The sequence below is a fragment of the Oceanisphaera ostreae genome (assembly GCF_042676125.1).
GTDB lineage: Bacteria > Pseudomonadota > Gammaproteobacteria > Enterobacterales > Aeromonadaceae > Oceanimonas > Oceanimonas ostreae.
In genome coordinates this window covers 32360-51099 of sequence record NZ_JBHTJS010000011.1, presented here as the reverse complement: position 1 = coordinate 51099, position 18740 = coordinate 32360, and the positions used below count along the sequence as shown (strand labels likewise).

Sequence of the window (18740 nt, the reverse complement as noted above, 5' to 3'; positions counted from 1 at the left end):
TCGCCCACAAAAAAGCCCCGATAACCGAGGCTTTTTCACAGTAGCTAATACACATTAGCGCAACTTATTTAGCGTAGCTTACTTAGCGTAACAGGTCGGTGCGCTGAAAGGCGTCCGTTAAGGTAGTGGCTACCTTGCTTAAAATATCAGCAGACACGGGTATTTTATTCTTGTCGCTTAACGTAATACTGCTTTGCTCACCTAAGTCGCCCAGCTGAATACGGTATTTTTGCTCGGGGATGTTGAGCATAGGCAAGCTCAGATCACGCCACTTCCCCTTGCTAAGGCCGTCAAACTCAACATCAACATAGCCCAGTGCTTGCTGGCGGTTGGTTAAGTCAAAACCCAAAGTGGGTAATAAGGTAATCAACCGCTTCCAGCTTCTGTCGTAGCCTTCGGCTACCAGTAACCGCCCTTGCGCCTCATCGAGTGTTAGCTTGATGGGGCTGCGATCCAATAAGTTTTTCTGCTGAGTTAACGCTCGCTGATAAGACAACGAGAACGCATTCATCATCGATGCTTCTGCGCGTTGTTTATCTTGGGCAGGGCCCGAGCTCTTATCGTCTGCGCTTATCTGTACTGCCACAGCACGACGCACCGTGTCTGGGCGCAATTGCCAGCTAAATTGTTGCTCGGCACTACCAATGGCTTTACCGTTACTGCGCCAGCCTTGACCGGCTTGGCTATATTCAGATTTTTGCCCTTTTAAAAAGGCCTCTAGCGCCTGATTTAGCTCTTGTTCTAATGGCTGGTCTAAACGTTGCTGATAAAACCACAGGCCACTACCGTTTTCCAATACTTCAGTGCCCCGTACCAAAGGCAGCACCTGGGTGGGGGGGCGAACATCAACATCTTTACCCGTTACCCCCCTCAAGCCAGCTTCGCTCGGCTTAGGCATCACATATTCATTATTGAAATTAGGTGCTTCAAGGCCTGCCGGGATCAGCAACGGAGTGGTTCTTAGCGTTGAGTCCTGATAATCAAACCCACGGTTAGCTTGCGCACGGGTTTCAGGATTGCTGCAGCCAGCCAATACACTTAAGGCCAGTAGACCCATTACCATGTTTTTTGTCTTCAAAGGTTTATCCACGCCCTATTAACTCCGCTTTAATTAACGCTTCCCTTACCATTGCGGTACTGTTTTTATGCAGCAGAAGCAAAGGTAAACGCGGCATTGAGGTATGAATGAGCTTACAAACAGTATCGGCTCACTTCATCGGTATAAGATGGGTATCATAAAATAGAGATTGATACACATTCAGCTTTTATGCACTAGGTCGACCCGTATTCGTCGGCAGAAAGGCCGCGTTAAATAGTACCGACTAAATAATTCAGCGTTATTTGTACCACTATGCTAGCGCCGAATGATAGACAATTCGTTACCGCTAAAAGAGGGGTTATGGTAGTAGTGGCGTGCTGCGAATACAAGAGTGCTAATGGAGCTCGGCACCATTTATGCTAACATCAGTGGTCTGTTCCACCTCTATTTAGATAGGTTTGTGATGACATATTTACCTGCTGGTAGCCCAGCTCCTGCTTTTACCTTGCTCGATCAAAATGGCAAGTCAGTTAGCCTTAGCGATTTTAGTGGCAAAAAAGTGTTGGTATATTTCTATCCCAAAGCCATGACGCCGGGCTGTAAAGTTCAAGCCTGCAGCCTGCGCGATAGCCAAGCCGAATTGGAAGCACAAAATGTAGTGGTATTGGGCATCAGCCCAGATCCGGTAGCTCGACTAAAGAAATTTGAAGAAAAAGACGAGCTGAACTTCACCTTGTTGTCCGATGAAGACCACGCCGTAGCCGACGCCTTTGGCGTATGGGGATTAAAGCGTTTTATGGGCAAAGAATACGACGGTATTCACCGCATCAGCTTTTTAATCGACGAAACTGGCACCGTAGCCAAGGTCTTCGACAAGTTCAAAACCAAAGATCACCACGAAGTGGTTATGAATTACTTAACGCAAGCGTAAGCACCGCCCAGCTAAAAGCAGTGACTCAAGACTCTCTCGCCACGGAAGAACACGGAAAATTTAAGATGAGATAAGGGCGAAAAGGTCCAAGAGATCTATTGGTAAGAATAAGGCAAAGAAGTTAGCGGGGGCATTAGGTTGCCCTCTTCACTCTTCGCCCTGTTGTTATGCGCCCTTATTCCGTCTTTGCGAGCGTAGCGCGGCAATCCATGCTACAACGGCGCGGTACATAACCATGGATTGCCGCGTCGTTGCACTCCTCGCAATGACGAAGGTTAGGGTTTGGCGCTGGCCTTTTGTAGGGTCCAATTCATTGGACCAAAAACCGTGGCTCGGCGTAAAGCTTACAGCCGCTCGGAGCGGCCCGGTCTTAACCAATAAAAAATCCTTGTCACTTTTCGATTTTATCTCATCTTAATTTTTCCGTGGATTTCGTGGATTCCGTGGCAAAAATAGGTTTTAGGTTTAGCTTAGCGCTGTGTCTTCCCTACTAGCCAGAATCCGCCCAGCATAAACAGCACAAAGATACCCGCCTGCCACTGTAAGCTACCTAGCAAACCTAATGCTGGCCCTGGGCAGATGCCGACTAATCCCCAGCCGATACCAAAAATAAGCGCTCCTAGCACCAGCCGCTTATCAATGACCGGTGCCGGTACCTTAGGCAGTTTAGAGCCCAGTGCACATTGTTGATGGCCTAAACGGCGCCACAGCCAATAACCTGGGGCAAACACCAACAGCGCGCCGCCCATCACCAAGGCTAAACTGGGGTCCCACTCGCCAAACAGATTCAAAAAACCCTGCACCTTAACGGGATCGATCATGCCAGATACCGCAATGCCCAAACCAAATAAAGTGCCGGATAATAGTGCAATTATTATTAACATCTTTTTATGCTCCCAGCCCTAATACCGTCACCGTGGCAATGCCTGCCGCCATAAAAACCAAGGTGGCCACCAGTGAACGCCAAGAAAAGCGACCAATGCCACAAATGCCATGACCACTGGTACAGCCATTACCTAAGCGCGTACCAATACCGACCAGCAACCCGGCCAGCGCCAATTTAAAGATAGAGATAGACGTTAGCTCAGGTACTGCAATCTGGCCGCTGGCAAATAACACCGCAGGCACCAAGACTAGCCCCAATACAAATGCGACACGCCAGCCTTTATCAGCCTGAGTACCAATGCCTGCTACAATGCCACTGATCCCCGCGATTTTTCCTGCTGCTAACAGCAATAATAGCGCCCCAGCACCAATACAGGCACCGCCCATTAAAGCAATCCATGGCGTAAAATTAACTATGGTCATAATCGCACCCATTAAATTAGACAACACTAATAATGCAAGTAATCCATTATATTAGCAATAACGTATTTTAGTTTCTCAGTGCCTCATAAAGCTCATAAAGCTCATAAAGCTCATAAAGCTCATCACAATTTTAGGGTCGTTATTTACAATACCCCTCTTAACCGTCAGTATAACCTGACTCGGAAAGTACGGTTTCATAAGGAATATCAACCATATGCAGTTGCCTGCATTGCATCGTCCTCAACATCACTTGTGTTTTTTTAGGCTGGACTCTCAATTCTGTCTCACTCCTTTAACAACACAACCCGCAGACGATATGCGCTTGCCCGACGCAAGCCGATCTTTGCTGTGCCAACTTAACGAGGACGATCGACGCCAGCTCGAGCAACTTTGTGCCGCAGGCTTACCTGACTGTGTGGCGCTGACCATCAATGAGCGGCGCTGGCAGTGTCATCTTGCTCCGGTTGAAAATAATCACTGGCTGCTGAGCGCCGATATGTCGCAGCATCAACAGCAGGATGTGCTGGGAGTTAACGAGTGGCAGCTGCAGCAATCATGGCTGAACCAGATCACTGCCACATTCTCGGCGCAAATGCCGATACTGGTAGATCTGTTAATGAATCGCCAAGAGGCAGACCGAGTCATTCTCTGGCGCTATTACGCCACCGAAGAAGTATTACGCCCTTTATATAGCCAAGGTCTGCCCTTTACCTTGCTGCCGGTAAAAGCAGAGCGGCGCTATTTACGTACCTTGCAGCAAAGAGGAGGCCTGAGTTACAGCCATTGTGCCCAACAACCGCTGCTGAGCGCCTTTAATTATCTCTCGGGCGACGGCATTGTGCACCGGCTGGATGTGCCTCTGGTGATCGAGCAAAAAATCGTTGGCGTCGTCAGCCTCGAATACGCGAGAGTGCGATCATCCGTGACCCTCTCAGACATGCAATTTGTGGCAGCCATTGCCGCTCAGCTTGCCAAGCTGATGACACAACCCGTCAAAAATGAACCCGTTCAAGACGAAGATATCGATATCACTCGGCTAACTCCTTTATTGTTACGCCATACCGGTCAGGATTTTTTTAATCAGCTGATGGTGCAGCTTACTACTCTTTGTCAGGCTGATATCGCACTGGTCGGACTGTTACACCCACACCAGAACAAGGTGAGAGTGGTGTCCTGCTTTATGGATGAACAGTTACAAGCGCCGTTCAGTTATCACCTCGCAGGTACCCCTTGTCAGTTCACGGTGAACGGGCCACACAATATTTGTGTATATCATCATAATATTGCCGAGCTGTTTCCATCCGATGCTCTGCTGCAAGAAAAAGGAATACAGTCTTATGTCGGTCTATCGATTAAGGATCAAGACCAGCGACCGGTAGGCATACTCACCTTGCTGTTCAAACAGCCACTACGCGTCTCAAACAAGCTGCAGTTGTTACTCGAGCAGTTGGAACACAGGGTCAGCGCCGAATTATTACGTCGGCGAGATCAGGAAGCCCTAATGGTAGCAGCCGTCGCCTTTGATACTCAGGCAGGTTTGTTTATTACCGACGGCCAACTGCATATTCAAAGAGCCAATCAGGCCTTTATACAAATGAGCGGTTATAACGGTGGCGAGCTGATTGGTCGCTCGATGCTGACCCTAAGGGCAGACAACCCCAGCCTAGCAACCATAGAAAGCATTACTCATCACATAGCGCAAGAGCAGAGCTGGCAAGGTGAGCAGCAACTCATTCGTGCCGATGGCCAGATTTTGCCCGTCCACCTGCGTATTTCTCAGGTACGAGATAAATTAGGCATTATGCATCAGGTATGCAGCGTTGAAGATTTGTCGCAACAGCAGGAAGCCAAGCAACGCATAGAGAAAATGGCCTATTTTGATGAGCTAACTGGGCTGCATAATCGCCGCTTTATGGTCGATCATATTAACCAAACCGTTGCACAAGCAGAAATTGACTCAAGTCGGGGCGCCCTGTTGCTGCTCGATCTGGATGACTTCAAGAACATCAATGATTCTCTGGGCTACGCCATTGGCGACAAGCTATTAATACTAGTAGCTGAACGCTTAAGTAACTTCACCAAACACATTGATGGCGCAAGCTTAGCGCGTATTGCTAGCGATGAGTTTGTGCTGCTTTTTCCAGACTTAGGCCATGGGTATACTGGTGCTAAAACGCGCGCCGAACAACTGGCTCACAGCCTATCTGAGCAGTTTATTATCCCGTTTGAACTAGACAATTTACGCTTACACCTCAGCGCCAGCATCGGTATTAGTTTGTTCCCGATAGCTCAGCTAAGCCATGATGAATACCTGCGCCAAGCCGATACCGCTAATCATATCGCCAAGCAAGTCGCTCCGGGTAGTCATGTATTTTTTAACCAAGAAATGGCCGATGAAATACAAGAGCGATTACGTATCTCTAATGACTTACAACAAGCATTAGCCAATAACGAACTCACGCTTTATTTTCAGCCACAGCAACGGGTAAGCGATAATAAACCCGTCGGTGTAGAAGCACTGTTACGTTGGTTACCACCGGGTAAAACACCGATTCCGCCAGGGGTGTTTATCCCCGTAGCAGAAGAGACATCGCTAATTTGTGATATCGGCAACTGGGTATTATTAGAGGCATGCTCTAGCTTTGATCGCTGGCAACAAGCCGGTATCAAGGTGGGTTCTTTATCGGTTAACATCAGTGCGCGCCAGTTTCACAGCGCCGGTTTTATTGCTCATCTCTCGTTACTGCTACAGCAATACCCCAGCTGTCGGCAGCACCTAATATTAGAAGTCACCGAAGGGGTTTTTCTGGAAAACCTCACCGAAAGCCGTAGCCGCATGGCACAAATTAAGACTTTGGGTGTTAATATTTCGATTGATGATTTTGGTACCGGTTATTCATCATTTGCCTATCTGCGCGAACTGCCCGTTGACGAGTTAAAGCTAGACCGCTCGTTTATTCAATACATTGACCAGCGCCCGCAAGACAAAGCCATTATTGCCTGTTTACTGAACTTAGCCCGTACCCTTAACATGGACGTGGTTGCCGAAGGTATTGAAACTCAACAGCAGCTTGCCACCCTTAGCGAGCTTAATTGCCCATCCTATCAAGGCTACCTTCGCGCCCGACCGATGCCAGAGGCAGAACTCATTGAGTGGTTAAAGCCGCTGTAAGCCTTCAGCGGTAAGCCCTCAGCTACCCTAGACCGAGCCCCAGACTCACGTCTGGGGTTCATTACCCTGCAAAGATACACGGCAGCAAACGGTCCCCTATGGGCTCAGGAAACGCCATCCGACCGCCATGAATGGCGGAAGTGCTTGCAGCGTGTCGGTGGAGTAGTGCCTTTATTCGACCTTTACATGAAGTAAAATCAGACCATTTGTTTAGTGTGATTAGTATTATTTAGCTTGGCGCTGCCCTTTCTCCCATAAAAAAACCGGCCTGTTGGCCGGTTTTTTATTACCCATACGCTTAGCGTATTAAGTTAGCTTATTTGCCATATTTACTTAGAAAGTAAGGCATTCGCTTTTTCAACGACGTTTTCAACGGTAAAGCCGAACAGCTTGAACAAGTCGCCTGCGGGAGCTGACTCACCAAAGGTAGTCATACCGATGATGTCACCACCAAAGCCCACATACTTGTACCAGTAATCGGCAATACCGGCTTCTACGGCCAAACGCTTGGTCACAGCCGCTGGCAATACACTTTCTTTATACTCAGCAGACTGGGCATCAAACACATCGGTACACGGCAGTGATACAACGCGTACTTGCTTGCCTTGTGCACTCAGTTGCTCACACGCAGCCATGGCCAGCTCAATTTCAGAACCGGTAGCAATGATAATTAGCTCAGGCGTGCCTGCGCAGTCTTTCAGCACATAACCGCCTTTGGCTATGTCCGCTAATTGCTGCTCGTTACGATCTATCTGGCCTAAGTTCTGACGAGAGAAAATCAAAGAAGTAGGACCGTCTTGACGCTCAATAGCGGCCTTCCACGATACTGCCGACTCAACCTGATCACAGGGGCGCCAAGTGCTCATATTCGGGGTTAAGCGCAATGAAGCAATTTGCTCAACCGGCTGGTGGGTTGGCCCGTCTTCGCCTAGGCCGATAGAGTCGTGGGTGTAAACGAAAATGGCGCGCTGCTTCATTAGAGCGGCCATGCGCAAGGCATTACGCGCATATTCCACAAACATCAAGAAGGTGCCGCCGTAGGGCACAAAACCGCCGTGCAAGGCCACACCATTCATGATGGCGCTCATGCCAAACTCACGCACGCCATAGTGCAGGTAGTTACCGCTGAAATCATCGCTACTAATTGCCTGTGAGGCTTTGTGTATGGTCAGGTTAGAGGGTGCCAAGTCGGCACTGCCGCCCAACAGCTCAGGCAAAATGGCACCAAATACATCTAGCGCATTTTGTGAGGCTTTACGGGTAGCAATTTTAGCCGGGTTTGCTTGCAAGTCTTTAATAAAACCTGCGCTTTGCTCAGCCCAATCCGCTGGCAGTTCGCCATTTAGGCGACGCTTCAGCTCGGCGGCTAGTTCTGGATGAGCAGCAGCATAGGCCGCGAACTCTTCATTCCACTTCGCTTCTACCACTTCGCCTTGGGCTTTTGCATCCCACTCGGCATAAATATCGGCAGGAATTTCAAACGGTGCATGGCTCCAACCCAACTGCTCGCGAGTCGCGGCAATTTCGGCGTCACCTAAAGGAGAACCGTGGCAGTCTGACGTGCCTGCTTTATTAGGCGAGCCAAAACCGATCACGGTTTTACAGCAAATTAACGTAGGGCGTGAGGTGTCGGCGCGTGCGGCGTCAATGGCCTTGGTTAAAGAGGCAGCGTCGTGGCCGTCTACATCGGCAATCACCTGCCAGCCATAAGCTTCAAAACGCTTAGGGGTATCGTCGCTGAACCAACCGTCTAGTTCACCATCGATAGAAATGCCGTTGTCATCCCAAAAAGCAATCAGCTTGCCAAGACCTAAAGTACCGGCCAATGAACAGGCTTCGTGAGAAATACCTTCCATTAAGCAACCGTCACCTAAAAAAGTATAGGTGTGGTGGTCGACTACGTCGTGGCCTGGGCGGTTAAACTGAGCCGCTAAGGTTTTTTCGGCAATCGCCATGCCCACGGCATTAGTAATACCCTGGCCTAATGGACCGGTGGTGGTCTCTATACCTGGTGCGTAACCGTATTCGGGATGGCCCGGCGTTTTGGAATGTAACTGACGGAATTGTTTGAGATCTTCAATGGATAAGTCGTAGCCAGTAAGATGCAGCAACGAGTACAGCAGCATAGAGCCATGGCCGTTAGACAAAATAAAACGGTCGCGATCGGCCCAATCAGGGTTGTTGGGGTTGTGCTTAAGGTAATGGCGCCACAACACCTCGGCAATATCTGCCATGCCCATAGGGGCTCCGGGGTGACCGGAATTGGCTTTCTGTACCGCATCCATACTTAATGCACGCACGGCATTGGCAAGCACTTGACGAGAAGGCATCAACATCTCCTGAGATGGTTACTTATTATTAAGGGGGTGAACAAACGGCGGTATTGTCCCAAAGACTGCTAGGCGGCGCAAATTTAATCTGTGTAGGGCTCAACGTTAACCCACAACCTAGCTCATGACCAACAAACACCACCAATGCAGGCAAGCTCTTACATTTTGCTGGTAATCGGCGTCTTGCCTTATTAGAATAGCCGTCCAGATGTTAATACCGCTATTGTGAGTAACCGATAGTCGGCGGACATAACACTCCAGATTTATATAGACGTTAGGAAATCATCATGGCCAAACTATTTACCTCCGAGTCCGTATCCGAAGGTCATCCAGACAAAATTGCCGATCAAATCTCTGATGCGGTGCTGGACGCGATTATTGAGCAAGACCCCAAAGCTCGAGTGGCATGCGAAAGTTTCGTTAAAACAGGCATGGTGATTGTGGGCGGCGAAGTAACAACCAGTGCTTGGGTTGATATTGAAGACTTGGTGCGTCGTACCGTAAGTGACATTGGCTATACCAGCTCCGAAATGGGTTTTGACGGCGCAAGTTGTGCCGTGCTGAATGCCATCGGTAAACAATCTCCTGATATCGCCATGGGCGTCGACCGTGAAGACGAAGACCCTTATGCTCAGGGTGCTGGCGACCAAGGGTTGATGTTTGGTTATGCGTCTAACGAAACCGAAGTATTTATGCCGGCACCTATTACTTACGCGCACCGCTTGATGAAACGTCAGGCCTATGTGCGTAAAGCACGCGAGTTACCTTGGTTGCGCCCAGATGCTAAGTCACAAGTGACGTTTGTGTATGATGATGCCGGAAAACCCATTGCGATTGACGCGGTAGTATTATCGACTCAGCACAGCCCAGACATCGATCAAGCTACCTTGCGCGAAGCCGTAATGGAAATGATCATCAAGCCGGTATTGCCCGCTGAATGGCTGACTAAGAACACTAAATATTTTATTAACCCTACCGGCCAGTTTATTATTGGTGGTCCCGTGGGTGACTGTGGTTTAACCGGACGTAAAATTATCGTTGATACTTACGGCGGCATGGCTCGCCACGGTGGCGGTGCTTTCTCTGGTAAAGATCCCTCTAAAGTTGACCGCTCCGCCGCTTACGCCGCGCGCTATGTTGCTAAAAACATTGTGGCTGCAGGCTTAGCAGACCGTTGTGAAATTCAGGTGTCTTACGCCATTGGTGTAGCAGAGCCCACATCTATTAGCGTAGAAACCTTTGGCACCGGCAAGGTTGCAGAATCGGTGATTGACGCCATCGTGCGTGAGAATTTCGACTTACGCCCCTACGGTTTGATCCAAATGCTGGACTTGAACCGCCCAATTTATCAGTCTACTGCCGCCTACGGACACTTTGGTCGCGATGAATTCCCTTGGGAAGCCGTCGATAAAGCCGACTTGCTGCGCGACGCTGCCGGTTTGAAGTAAGGCTGCCGTGGTACTGCTAAAAAGGGAAGCTAACGCTTCCCTTTTTTATTACAGACTTTCTGCAACGGAATCCACAGAATCCACGGAAAATAGTGATCAGATCTGAAAGTGATCTTTATGGGTAAGAGACAGGCACAAGTACATCATAGGATGGGATTGCTCTTACCCATCAAAAACGTTTAGGCTCTTGTCGCACGTGAACTGCGTTCGTGCGTTGCGTGTTCTTTCGTGGCAAAAAATAATCTTTAGGTTTTTATGATTTCTTTACAACAACGAATCATCACCCGCGTTAATGACTGCATGCAGCTGGCTGCTAAAGAGTTGGCTCGCGAGTTTTCGCCGCCTAAAGTGCAGTTTAATCAGCGTGGACGCATTGCAGGTTCGGCTTGGCTAGAGCGCTGGGAGCTGCGTTTTAATCCGATATTGCTGGCGGATAATGAGGCCGAATTTCTGACAGAGATAGTCCCTCATGAAGTGGCTCATCTGATCGCGTTTGCCTGCTATGGCAAGGTTAAGCCCCATGGCCGCGAATGGCAGCACATTATGCAGTCGGTATTTGGGCTCACGCCGCGCACTCGCCATCGACTGAATACCAATAAGGTGGCACCCACTTTTAGTTATCAGTGTGAGTGTCGCAGCCATCAGCTAACCCTTCGGCGTCACAATAATATGCAGCGTGGTAAACAGCGTTATCTGTGTTTGCACTGTAATAGCATATTGCAGAAGCAATAGCAGTCAGCTTTAAGCGGTAAGCCTGTCTCTTAGTCACAAGTTTTTGATTGCATTAAAAATAAAAATGAGGTGGCGTAATGTAGTCGGCTCGCCTTGCATAACTGCCGAACAAAGGGTCCACTCCACCGACACGCTGCAAGCACCTCCCTGTGACGCTCAAACACATAACATCCCTGTTATGTGATGGTCGGTGGAGTAGATCCCTTTATCCGGCCACACACATCTGTGTCGACTATTGGCATTGATTACTGACCCCTTGAGTTAATGGTTGAAATCAAGTAATTCCCCGAAGGAAACTAATTTGCGCCTGCGGCCCAATGCGAGAGCAAGCGTTCGCCTACAAATTCAGGCAACTCGGTGCTAATGGGAGAGCAGAGGGCGTCTGCTCCGTCGACCCTCCGCGCCAGGGAGGGCGCGGCGGAGCCCCCATGGATGGGTTTACGGCGAGTCGGTCGGAGTAGTGAGCTCTGCCCGATTACACCCAAAACGTCAACAAAAAGATGTGATGAAGAGACAGGCTGGCAGCGCTTAGCTAATTGATTTAACTGACAGCTATTTTTTGAGTTACTTCTAAAAAATGGGTATAACCTTTCACGCTATTGACTAAACAGTCAAGAATAATGGCTGCCATTTTCTGTTACTGACACTTGCATCCAATCATCTCTAAGGAACGTTAATACTAATGAAGAGCCCTCGCTACGTTAGTCGCTATCTTAAAGCGGCTTTTTTTGTTGTCTGCACCGCACTAATTCCCACTTTAACCGTCTATGCCAGTGATATTGTGGTGGGCTCATGGAATATTCAGCGCCTAGGCCATGGTAGCCAAAAGAGCTTTCCTGCCCTTGCCGCCATCGCCAGCAAAGTCGACTTGCTGGCCGTGCAAGAGGTAATGACCGAAGCAGGTATCACTGAACTAGAGCATGCATTAGAAAAACACACCGGAGAGCCATGGGACCATCTGGTTTCTCATGCTTTAGGTGCTAATAGCTATAAAGAGATGTATGCATTTTTGTGGCGTGAGTCTGCAGTGGAATACAGTGACGGCGCTGTGGTTTATCTTGATAGAGAAAACCATTTCGTTCGCGAGCCCTTTTCTGCAAAGTTTAAATCAAAACAAGATAACAGTGAGCTTGCTATTGGCACTGTGCATATTTTGTACGGAAAAAGCATTAAGGATCGTACTCCAGAAATTAAAGCGCTTGCGGATTACTGGCTATGGATGGCGGATATTTATCCCAACACCCCTATTGTGTTAGCCGGTGATTTTAATTTGCCGCAATCACATGCCGCTTGGAATTCATTAAAGCAATATGCGCAGCCTTTGATCACTCAAGGCGCTTCTACGCTGTCGAAAACACCCGGTAAGTATGCAAATTTATACGACAACATATGGGTCGAGCGTGATACTAACCTGCCGATAAACGATGCCGGTATTATTGATTTTCCTAAGATGATTGGCTGGGATCACAGTAAAAGCCGCAAGCATGTTTCTGATCATGCGCCTCTTTATATGGCTCTGGGTAATAGTCGCTTAGATAATGCAACCGCGAGTATTTCGGCCTTTACTACTCCAGCTCCCCCTAGCAAGCCACAACCCTCAACCGCCGAGAAGGCGACCCAAGAAATTAGGGGAAACAGTAACTCCCATATTTATCATCGTCCCGACTGCCCCAGCTACCAGCGTGTCAGTAATAAAAATAGAGTTAACTTTAGTAGTGCTCAAGCGGCTGAAGAATCAGGCTATCGACTGGCAAAAAACTGCCCACGGCCGAGCTGAATAAAGAACGTATGAAGATTGGGGATTGGGGATTGGGGATTGGGGATTGGAAAATATAATTAAAACGCCCGGCACCAAGAGGCACAAAAGCTAATCATGGTGCTTTATTTTAACTGCGAGTTCCTCCATCCATTCCCTAGTCCCTACTCGCTAATCCCATGTGTTTTGTTCGCTTTGCGAATACCATAGAAGCGATGGTGTTCTAACGGTACAATATACGGCAACTTACGAGCGCTATCATCGTAGTAAAGGAACAGTGCAAAACTATGCGTATACCCCGAATTTATGAGCCTAGCCCACTGCACAGTGGGCAGGAATTAACGCTGTCAGAAGATGCCGCCAACCACGTTGGCCGTGTGTTGCGCATGCAGGCTGGCCAAGCACTAGTGCTGTTTAACGGTCAGGGCGGTCAGTTTCACGCCGATATTATTGAAGCCACTAAAAAAACGGTGCGCGTACGCATCAGTGAATTTGATGGCAGTGACTGTGAGTCTCCCCTACCTTTTCACTTAGGGCAGGTGATCAGTCGCGGCGAGAAAATGGAATTTACTATTCAAAAGTCGGTAGAGCTGGGCGTGAATGTGATAACCCCGCTGTTCTCGAGCCGTTGTGGCGTTAAGCTCACCGGTGAGCGATTAGAAAAGAAAATTCAACAATGGCAGAGTATCGCCATTGCCGCCTGCGAACAGTGTGGCCGCAATCAAGTTCCTGAAATTCGCCCCGCCATCCCCCTAAGTCAATGGTTGGCCAAGCAAACCGACGATCTAAAGCTTAACCTGCACCCAAAAGCCGAGCACAGCGTTAACACCTTGCCGCCACCTAGTGCCGGTATTAGACTGTTGGTTGGCCCAGAAGGCGGCTTGTCTGACGATGAAATCACTCAAGCTCGCGAACAGGGGTTTATTGATATTTTGCTCGGCCCTCGCGTATTGAGAACCGAAACCGCGGCTCTTACTGCCATTACTGCTTTGCAATGCCGATTTGGAGATCTTGCATGACCATTAAACTGGGAATCGTTATGGACCCTATTCAGTCCATTACTATCAAAAAAGACACCAGCTTCGCCATGCTGCTAGAAGCCCAACGCCGTGGCTACGAGCTGTGGTATATGGAAATGGGCGATCTTAGCCTGCGTGATGGTGAGTCCTATGGCCGCATGGCCAAACTGACCGTGAAAGAAGACGCTAACCAGTGGTATACCCTAGAAACTGCAGAGCGCCAGCCATTAAGTAACCTCGACGTTATTTTAATGCGTAAAGATCCGCCCTTTGACACCGAGTTTGTATACGCCACTTATCTGTTAGAGCGTGCCGAAGAAAAAGGCACCCTTATCGTGAATAAGCCGCAAAGCCTGCGTGATGCCAATGAAAAGCTCTATACCGCGTGGTTTTCTGAGTTTACGCCTACTACCTTGGTCACGCGCAGCGCCGCTGAAATTCGTGCTTTTCACCAAGAGCATAGCGACATTATTCTTAAGCCTCTCGACGGCATGGGTGGCGCATCAATTTTTCGGGTCAAACAAGATGATCCTAACTTAGGCGTGATCATCGAAACCCTCACCGAACACGGTAGCCGCTACTGCATGGTACAAGCTTATATTGCAGCGATTACCGACGGCGATAAGCGGGTATTAGTGGTGGATGGCGAAGTGGTGCCCTATTGCTTAGCTCGTATTCCACAAGGTGGGGAAACCCGTGGCAACCTAGCCGTGGGGGGACGCGGTGAAGCGCGACCATTAAGCGACAGTGATCGCCGCATTGCCGAGGCCTTAGGCCCTACCTTAAAGGCAAAAGGGCTGATCTTTGTTGGTTTAGACATTATTGGTGATAAGCTGACCGAAATAAACGTGACCAGCCCAACCTGTGTACGCGAGATTGAAGCGGCGTTTCCCGTCAATATTGCCGGTATGTTGATGGATGCGATTGAAAAGCGTCTATCATAAACATTAAGACCATTACCCCCGTCAATGAGCGGCGGGGCCATTTCTGACGCAAGACGAGATGACATGGACTCATTGCAACATCACTTTCTTATCGCTATGCCTAACCTCAAAGACCCTTTCTTTGCCGGTTCGGTTACCTATGTCTGCGAGCACAACGACGAAGGCGCCATGGGTTTAGTCATTAATATTCCCATTGATATGCCCTTGCATGAGCTGTTAGAGCAACTAGAAATGGCCCCTGAAGAAACACCATCCGAGCTCGATAACCCGGTATTACAAGGGGGGCCAGTGGCCGCCGATCGTGGTTTTGTATTGCACAGCCCTGTATCCGGCTTTAGCTCCAGTCAAATGCTGGCTGATAATTTAATGATTACCACCTCACCCGATGTATTAGAAACCTTAGGCACCGAGCAAGCCCCCGAGCATTATCTGGTTGCTCTGGGTTATGCAGGCTGGACGCCTGGTCAGCTAGAACAAGAGCTAACTGAAAATAGCTGGCTGACTATTCCTGCTGATACCAACCTTATCTTTGACACTCCACTAGCCAAGCGCTGGCATCAGGCGATTGCGCGGTTAGGGGTGGACTCGTGTCATTTATCATCACAGGTTGGTCACGCATGAATCGCACCTTAATTGGTTTCGACTATGGCACCAAAAGCATTGGTGTAGCGGTAGGACAAGAAATAACTGCCTCGGCTCGTCCTTTATTGGCCTTAAAAGCCAATGACGGCATTCCTAACTGGGAACAAATAGCCGCGCTGCTCAAAGAGTGGCAGCCTGCTTTATTAGTGGTGGGGCTACCACTGAACATGGATGGCACCGAGCAAGACATCAGCCGGCGGGCCCGCAAGTTTGCCAATCGCCTGCACGGGCGTTTTGGCGTAGCAGTTGAGCTGCAAGATGAACGCCTCACCACTACCGACGCACGCGCTCGCCTATTTGATGCCGGTGGTTACAAGGCATTAGGTAAAGATGCGGTGGACGCCGTGTCGGCGCAATTAATCTTAGAGTCTTGGATGGAAAATCAAGCGTACAGCGCTTAATTCAGTAAGGCTGGGATATTAGAACGAAGAGTGGGTTAGAAAACATAACCAACGCCACTCTCCTCTCATTTTTTAGTTACGCTATGACTTAAACTTATTCTTGTTCAGACTTAGGATATTTGGCTGCGGTTGCTTCAACCAACGGCTTTAGTTCGCCTTGTTGGAACATTTCCATGATGATGTCGCACCCACCTACCAGCTCACCATCAACCCACAATTGTGGGAACGTTGGCCAATCAGCGTACTTAGGCAGTTCTGCGCGAATTTCTGGGTTTTGCAAAATATCAACATAGGCAAACGGTTCGCCACAATTCATCAGAGCTTGTGACGCTTGTGCAGAAAAACCACAGCTTGGGAATTTAGGCGACCCTTTCATGTAAAGCAGGATGGGGTTTTCACCGATTTGAGTTTTAATTTTATCAATTGTATCCATGGGGCACCTCAGCAGACGGCTGCTTATTAGCAACGTATTAAAACGGCAAGTCATTAGGGTCTGTTGACCTTTCGCGGTTAAGTTTTGTTCGAGTTAAACGCGTTTTTATCGCGGCGAGCGGGTTGTAGCCTAGTCATTCTAAGCAAAACCCGCTCAACAAAGAGAAAAACGCGTTTAGCCGAACCCGCAGGGCAGCGCTTGTTGTGCCTTTCTACAAGGCATCACAAACTGCTGCAAAAATAATCTCGAAAGGTCAACAGACCCTAACATGACATGTTAAAAAACCTATTCTACGTTATCTCACAGGGGTCACAAGTAGACACGGGGTAAATTGCGCATACTCTGCAGCTCTTCTGTGACTAACGGCTAAAAAATATCCCTGTTACGACAAGACCTTACCCTTACAAAAGCTGTTGTTGTTTAGCCATCCAGCTAGCTGCTACAATGGATTAAGCAATGTTAATGGTATACGGTAGTAAAATATTGACCGTGTCCGCTCTAGAAGAAAGAAAATAGTAATGTCGAGACCAGCCTCAGGCTGGCACCATCAAAATGGAGATTATAATAATGGCATTTGAACTTCCTGCCCTGCCTTACGCCAAGAACGCTCTGCTACCGCATATTTCTGAAGAAACGTTAGAGTACCACTACGGTAAGCACCACAACTCTTATGTAGTTAACCTGAACAACTTGGTTCCTGGTACCGAGTTTGAAGGTAAATCTCTGGAAGACATCATCAAGACTTCTTCTGGTGGCATCTTCAATAACGCAGCCCAAATCTGGAACCACACCTTCTACTGGCACTGTTTGGCGCCAAACGGTGGCGGCGAGCCTACTGGTGCGTTGGCTGACGCAATTAACGCTACATTTGGTTCTTTTGACGCGTTCAAAGAAGAGTTCACCAAATCTTGCGTAACTAACTTCGGCTCAGGCTGGACTTGGTTAGTGAAAAAAGCCGACGGTACTGTTGCCATCGCTAACACCTCTAACGCCGGTTGCCCGTTGACCGACAACGTAACGCCGCTGATGACTTGTGATGTTTGGGAACACGCCTACTACATCGACTATCGCAACGTGCGCCCAGACTATGTGAAGGCCTTCTGGTCTTTAGTTAACTGGGAATTTGCGGCAGAAAACTTCGCCAAGTAATTCTGGTTGAATGACATAAAAAAACCCCGGCTAGCCGGGGTTTTTTTATGTCTGAGCCCCTTCGGGGAGCTGTACGCTTTAAGCCGTAAGTGATCAGCTACAGATAAGAAAAAAATTAAAGACTCTCTGCCACGGAACCCACAGAAAGATAGTGATCAAATCTGAAAGAGGCCTTGATGGTAAAAGCGAAGACAGTATTATCTTTAACGTAAGGCGTACAGTGTTAGGCGTAAAGCGGTCTTTTGTAGGGTGCCGCTTTAGCTGGCACTCCCGTCTCAGCGGGATTTAAAACCACCCAGCTCAGCTGGGCCAACAGCTGGAGCGTTGGACTACAAAAAGACGGTGTTTGTTTTTAACGTAAGGCGTACAGCGTAAGACGTACGGCGGGTCTTCTGTCACTGATCGCTGAAAACTGACGGCTTACCGCAGCCGTTAGGGCTTGTGCTAGGATGCAGGCTGCGCTTCTTATTCGAGCTGGATAATGATGATAAATACCTTAGAAAAAATCACTCAGAACATCGACAACTTTAGCAAGTCAGAAAGAAAGGTGGCAGACGTGATCCTCGCGTCTCCACAAACCGCTATTCATTCCAGCATTGCCGTTCTTGCCAAATTAGCCGATGTTAGCGAGCCGACGGTAAATCGATTTTGCCGCCGACTCGACGCTAAAGGCTTTCCCGATTTTAAATTACATCTGGCGCAAAGCTTGGCCAATGGCACGCCTTTTGTACAACGTCCGCTGGATGAATCCGACAGCCCTGAGTCGTACATCGCCAAAACATTTGAGTCCAGCATGGCCTGCCTCAATGCTGCTCGCAACAGCCTAGACCCGCAAGCGGTTAATCGTGCGGTAGACGTATTGACCCAAGCACAGCAGCTATCTTTTTTTGGCTTAGGTGCCTCGTCGGCTGTAGCTCACGATGCCATGAACAAGTTTTTTCGCTTTAACGTTCCCGTGCAGTGCTTTGACGACGTGGTGATGATGCGCATGAGCGCCGCTAATAGCTCGGCAAACGAGGTGTTGGTATTAATTTCTTATACTGGTCGCACTAAGGCGCTGGTAGAAATTGCCCAACTAGCTCGTAAAAATAATGCCGTCGTATTGGGGTTGACCGCCAAAAATTCTCCGCTGGCTCGAGTCTGTAGCATGGTCTTATCGATGGATGTGCCAAATGATGCAGATTTGTACCTTCCTATGGCCTCACGACTAACTCAAATGGTGCTTATTGATGTACTGGCTACGGGGTTCATCTTACGCCGTGGCAGTACCTTTATTGAAAATTTACGGAAAGTTAAAGAAGGGATAAAAAACTCTCAATTTGATAACCCTCATCTTTAATTTTGATCAAACCACCGTTAAAAATCAGTCATTTTTGTGACACAGTCTACACTTTTCTATTTTCTTCAGTTACTATCGATAACAATTGATAAACCAA

The 18740-nt window shown here is 48.6% G+C and carries 16 protein-coding genes; 11 read left to right on the top strand and 5 right to left on the bottom strand.

Annotated features, from left to right (window positions below; genetic code table 11):
* Positions 1 to 82: 82 nt before the first annotated feature.
* Complete coding sequence (bamC, locus tag ACFQ1C_RS04350; protein ID WP_379557311.1) at positions 83 to 1078, bottom strand: outer membrane protein assembly factor BamC; 996 nt, start codon at positions 1076 to 1078, stop codon at positions 83 to 85.
* Positions 1079 to 1502: 424 nt separating this feature from the next.
* Here bamC and bcp point away from each other — a divergent pair, with 424 nt between their 5' ends.
* Positions 1503 to 1970 (top strand): thioredoxin-dependent thiol peroxidase, encoded by a 468-nt coding sequence (gene bcp, locus ACFQ1C_RS04345; RefSeq protein WP_379557329.1) that lies wholly within the window; start codon positions 1503 to 1505, stop codon positions 1968 to 1970.
* A gap of 470 nt (positions 1971 to 2440) precedes the next feature.
* On the opposite strand, the gene ACFQ1C_RS04340 is transcribed toward bcp, so the two are convergent.
* Both ACFQ1C_RS04340 and ACFQ1C_RS04335 read right to left on the bottom strand, forming a co-directional pair.
* Positions 2441 to 2854: a DUF6691 family protein gene (locus tag ACFQ1C_RS04340; RefSeq protein WP_379557310.1), complete on the bottom strand. Its 414-nt coding sequence runs from the start codon at positions 2852 to 2854 to the stop codon at positions 2441 to 2443.
* 4 nt (positions 2855 to 2858) lie between these two features.
* On the bottom strand, positions 2859 to 3278 hold the full coding sequence (locus ACFQ1C_RS04335) for a YeeE/YedE family protein (RefSeq protein ID WP_379557309.1): 420 nt from the start codon (positions 3276 to 3278) through the stop codon (positions 2859 to 2861).
* Between the two features lie 214 nt (positions 3279 to 3492).
* Between ACFQ1C_RS04335 and ACFQ1C_RS04330 the strand changes: the two genes are divergently transcribed.
* Positions 3493 to 6450, top strand: coding sequence for a sensor domain-containing phosphodiesterase (locus tag ACFQ1C_RS04330; protein WP_379557308.1), 2958 nt, complete (start codon positions 3493 to 3495; stop codon positions 6448 to 6450).
* A gap of 329 nt (positions 6451 to 6779) precedes the next feature.
* Here ACFQ1C_RS04330 and tkt read toward each other — a convergent pair whose 3' ends face one another.
* Entirely contained in the window at positions 6780 to 8780 is a 2001-nt protein-coding gene (tkt, locus tag ACFQ1C_RS04325; protein ID WP_379557307.1) for a transketolase, read from the bottom strand.
* Positions 8781 to 9067: 287 nt separating this feature from the next.
* Between tkt and metK the strand changes: the two genes are divergently transcribed.
* From metK to ruvX, 7 genes are all read left to right on the top strand, one after another.
* Positions 9068 to 10228 carry a methionine adenosyltransferase gene (gene metK / locus ACFQ1C_RS04320; RefSeq protein ID WP_379557306.1) on the top strand — a complete coding sequence of 387 codons (1161 nt, stop codon included), beginning with the start codon at positions 9068 to 9070 and terminating at the stop codon, positions 10226 to 10228.
* Positions 10229 to 10483: 255 nt separating this feature from the next.
* Complete coding sequence (locus ACFQ1C_RS04315; protein ID WP_379557305.1) at positions 10484 to 10960, top strand: SprT family zinc-dependent metalloprotease; 477 nt, start codon at positions 10484 to 10486, stop codon at positions 10958 to 10960.
* Positions 10961 to 11642: 682 nt separating this feature from the next.
* Entirely contained in the window at positions 11643 to 12737 is a 1095-nt protein-coding gene (locus tag ACFQ1C_RS04310; RefSeq protein ID WP_379557304.1) for a sunset domain-containing protein, read from the top strand.
* Positions 12738 to 13003: 266 nt separating this feature from the next.
* The gene (gene rsmE, locus ACFQ1C_RS04305) at positions 13004 to 13735 is read left to right on the top strand and encodes a 16S rRNA (uracil(1498)-N(3))-methyltransferase (RefSeq protein ID WP_379557303.1); all 732 of its coding nucleotides are present in this window, start codon (positions 13004 to 13006) and stop codon (positions 13733 to 13735) included.
* Positions 13732 to 14679 (top strand): glutathione synthase, encoded by a 948-nt coding sequence (gshB, locus tag ACFQ1C_RS04300; protein WP_379557302.1) that lies wholly within the window; start codon positions 13732 to 13734, stop codon positions 14677 to 14679. Before rsmE ends, gshB begins: the two co-directional genes overlap by 4 nt.
* A gap of 63 nt (positions 14680 to 14742) precedes the next feature.
* On the top strand, positions 14743 to 15300 hold the full coding sequence (locus ACFQ1C_RS04295) for a YqgE/AlgH family protein (protein ID WP_379557301.1): 558 nt from the start codon (positions 14743 to 14745) through the stop codon (positions 15298 to 15300).
* Positions 15297 to 15722, top strand: a complete 426-nt coding sequence (ruvX, locus tag ACFQ1C_RS04290) for a Holliday junction resolvase RuvX (protein WP_379557300.1) — start codon at positions 15297 to 15299, stop codon at positions 15720 to 15722. The genes ACFQ1C_RS04295 and ruvX overlap by 4 nt, the downstream gene beginning before the upstream one ends.
* 94 nt (positions 15723 to 15816) lie before the next feature.
* Here ruvX and ACFQ1C_RS04285 read toward each other — a convergent pair whose 3' ends face one another.
* Positions 15817 to 16155, bottom strand: coding sequence for a Grx4 family monothiol glutaredoxin (locus ACFQ1C_RS04285; protein ID WP_379557299.1), 339 nt, complete (start codon positions 16153 to 16155; stop codon positions 15817 to 15819).
* Between the two features lie 567 nt (positions 16156 to 16722).
* Between ACFQ1C_RS04285 and sodB the strand changes: the two genes are divergently transcribed.
* Positions 16723 to 17304: a superoxide dismutase [Fe] gene (gene sodB, locus ACFQ1C_RS04280; protein WP_379557298.1), complete on the top strand. Its 582-nt coding sequence runs from the start codon at positions 16723 to 16725 to the stop codon at positions 17302 to 17304.
* A 484-nt stretch (positions 17305 to 17788) separates the two neighbouring features.
* A complete protein-coding gene (locus ACFQ1C_RS04275; RefSeq protein ID WP_379557328.1) occupies positions 17789 to 18643 on the top strand; it encodes a MurR/RpiR family transcriptional regulator in 855 nt (284 codons plus the stop codon).
* Positions 18644 to 18740 lie beyond the last annotated feature (97 nt).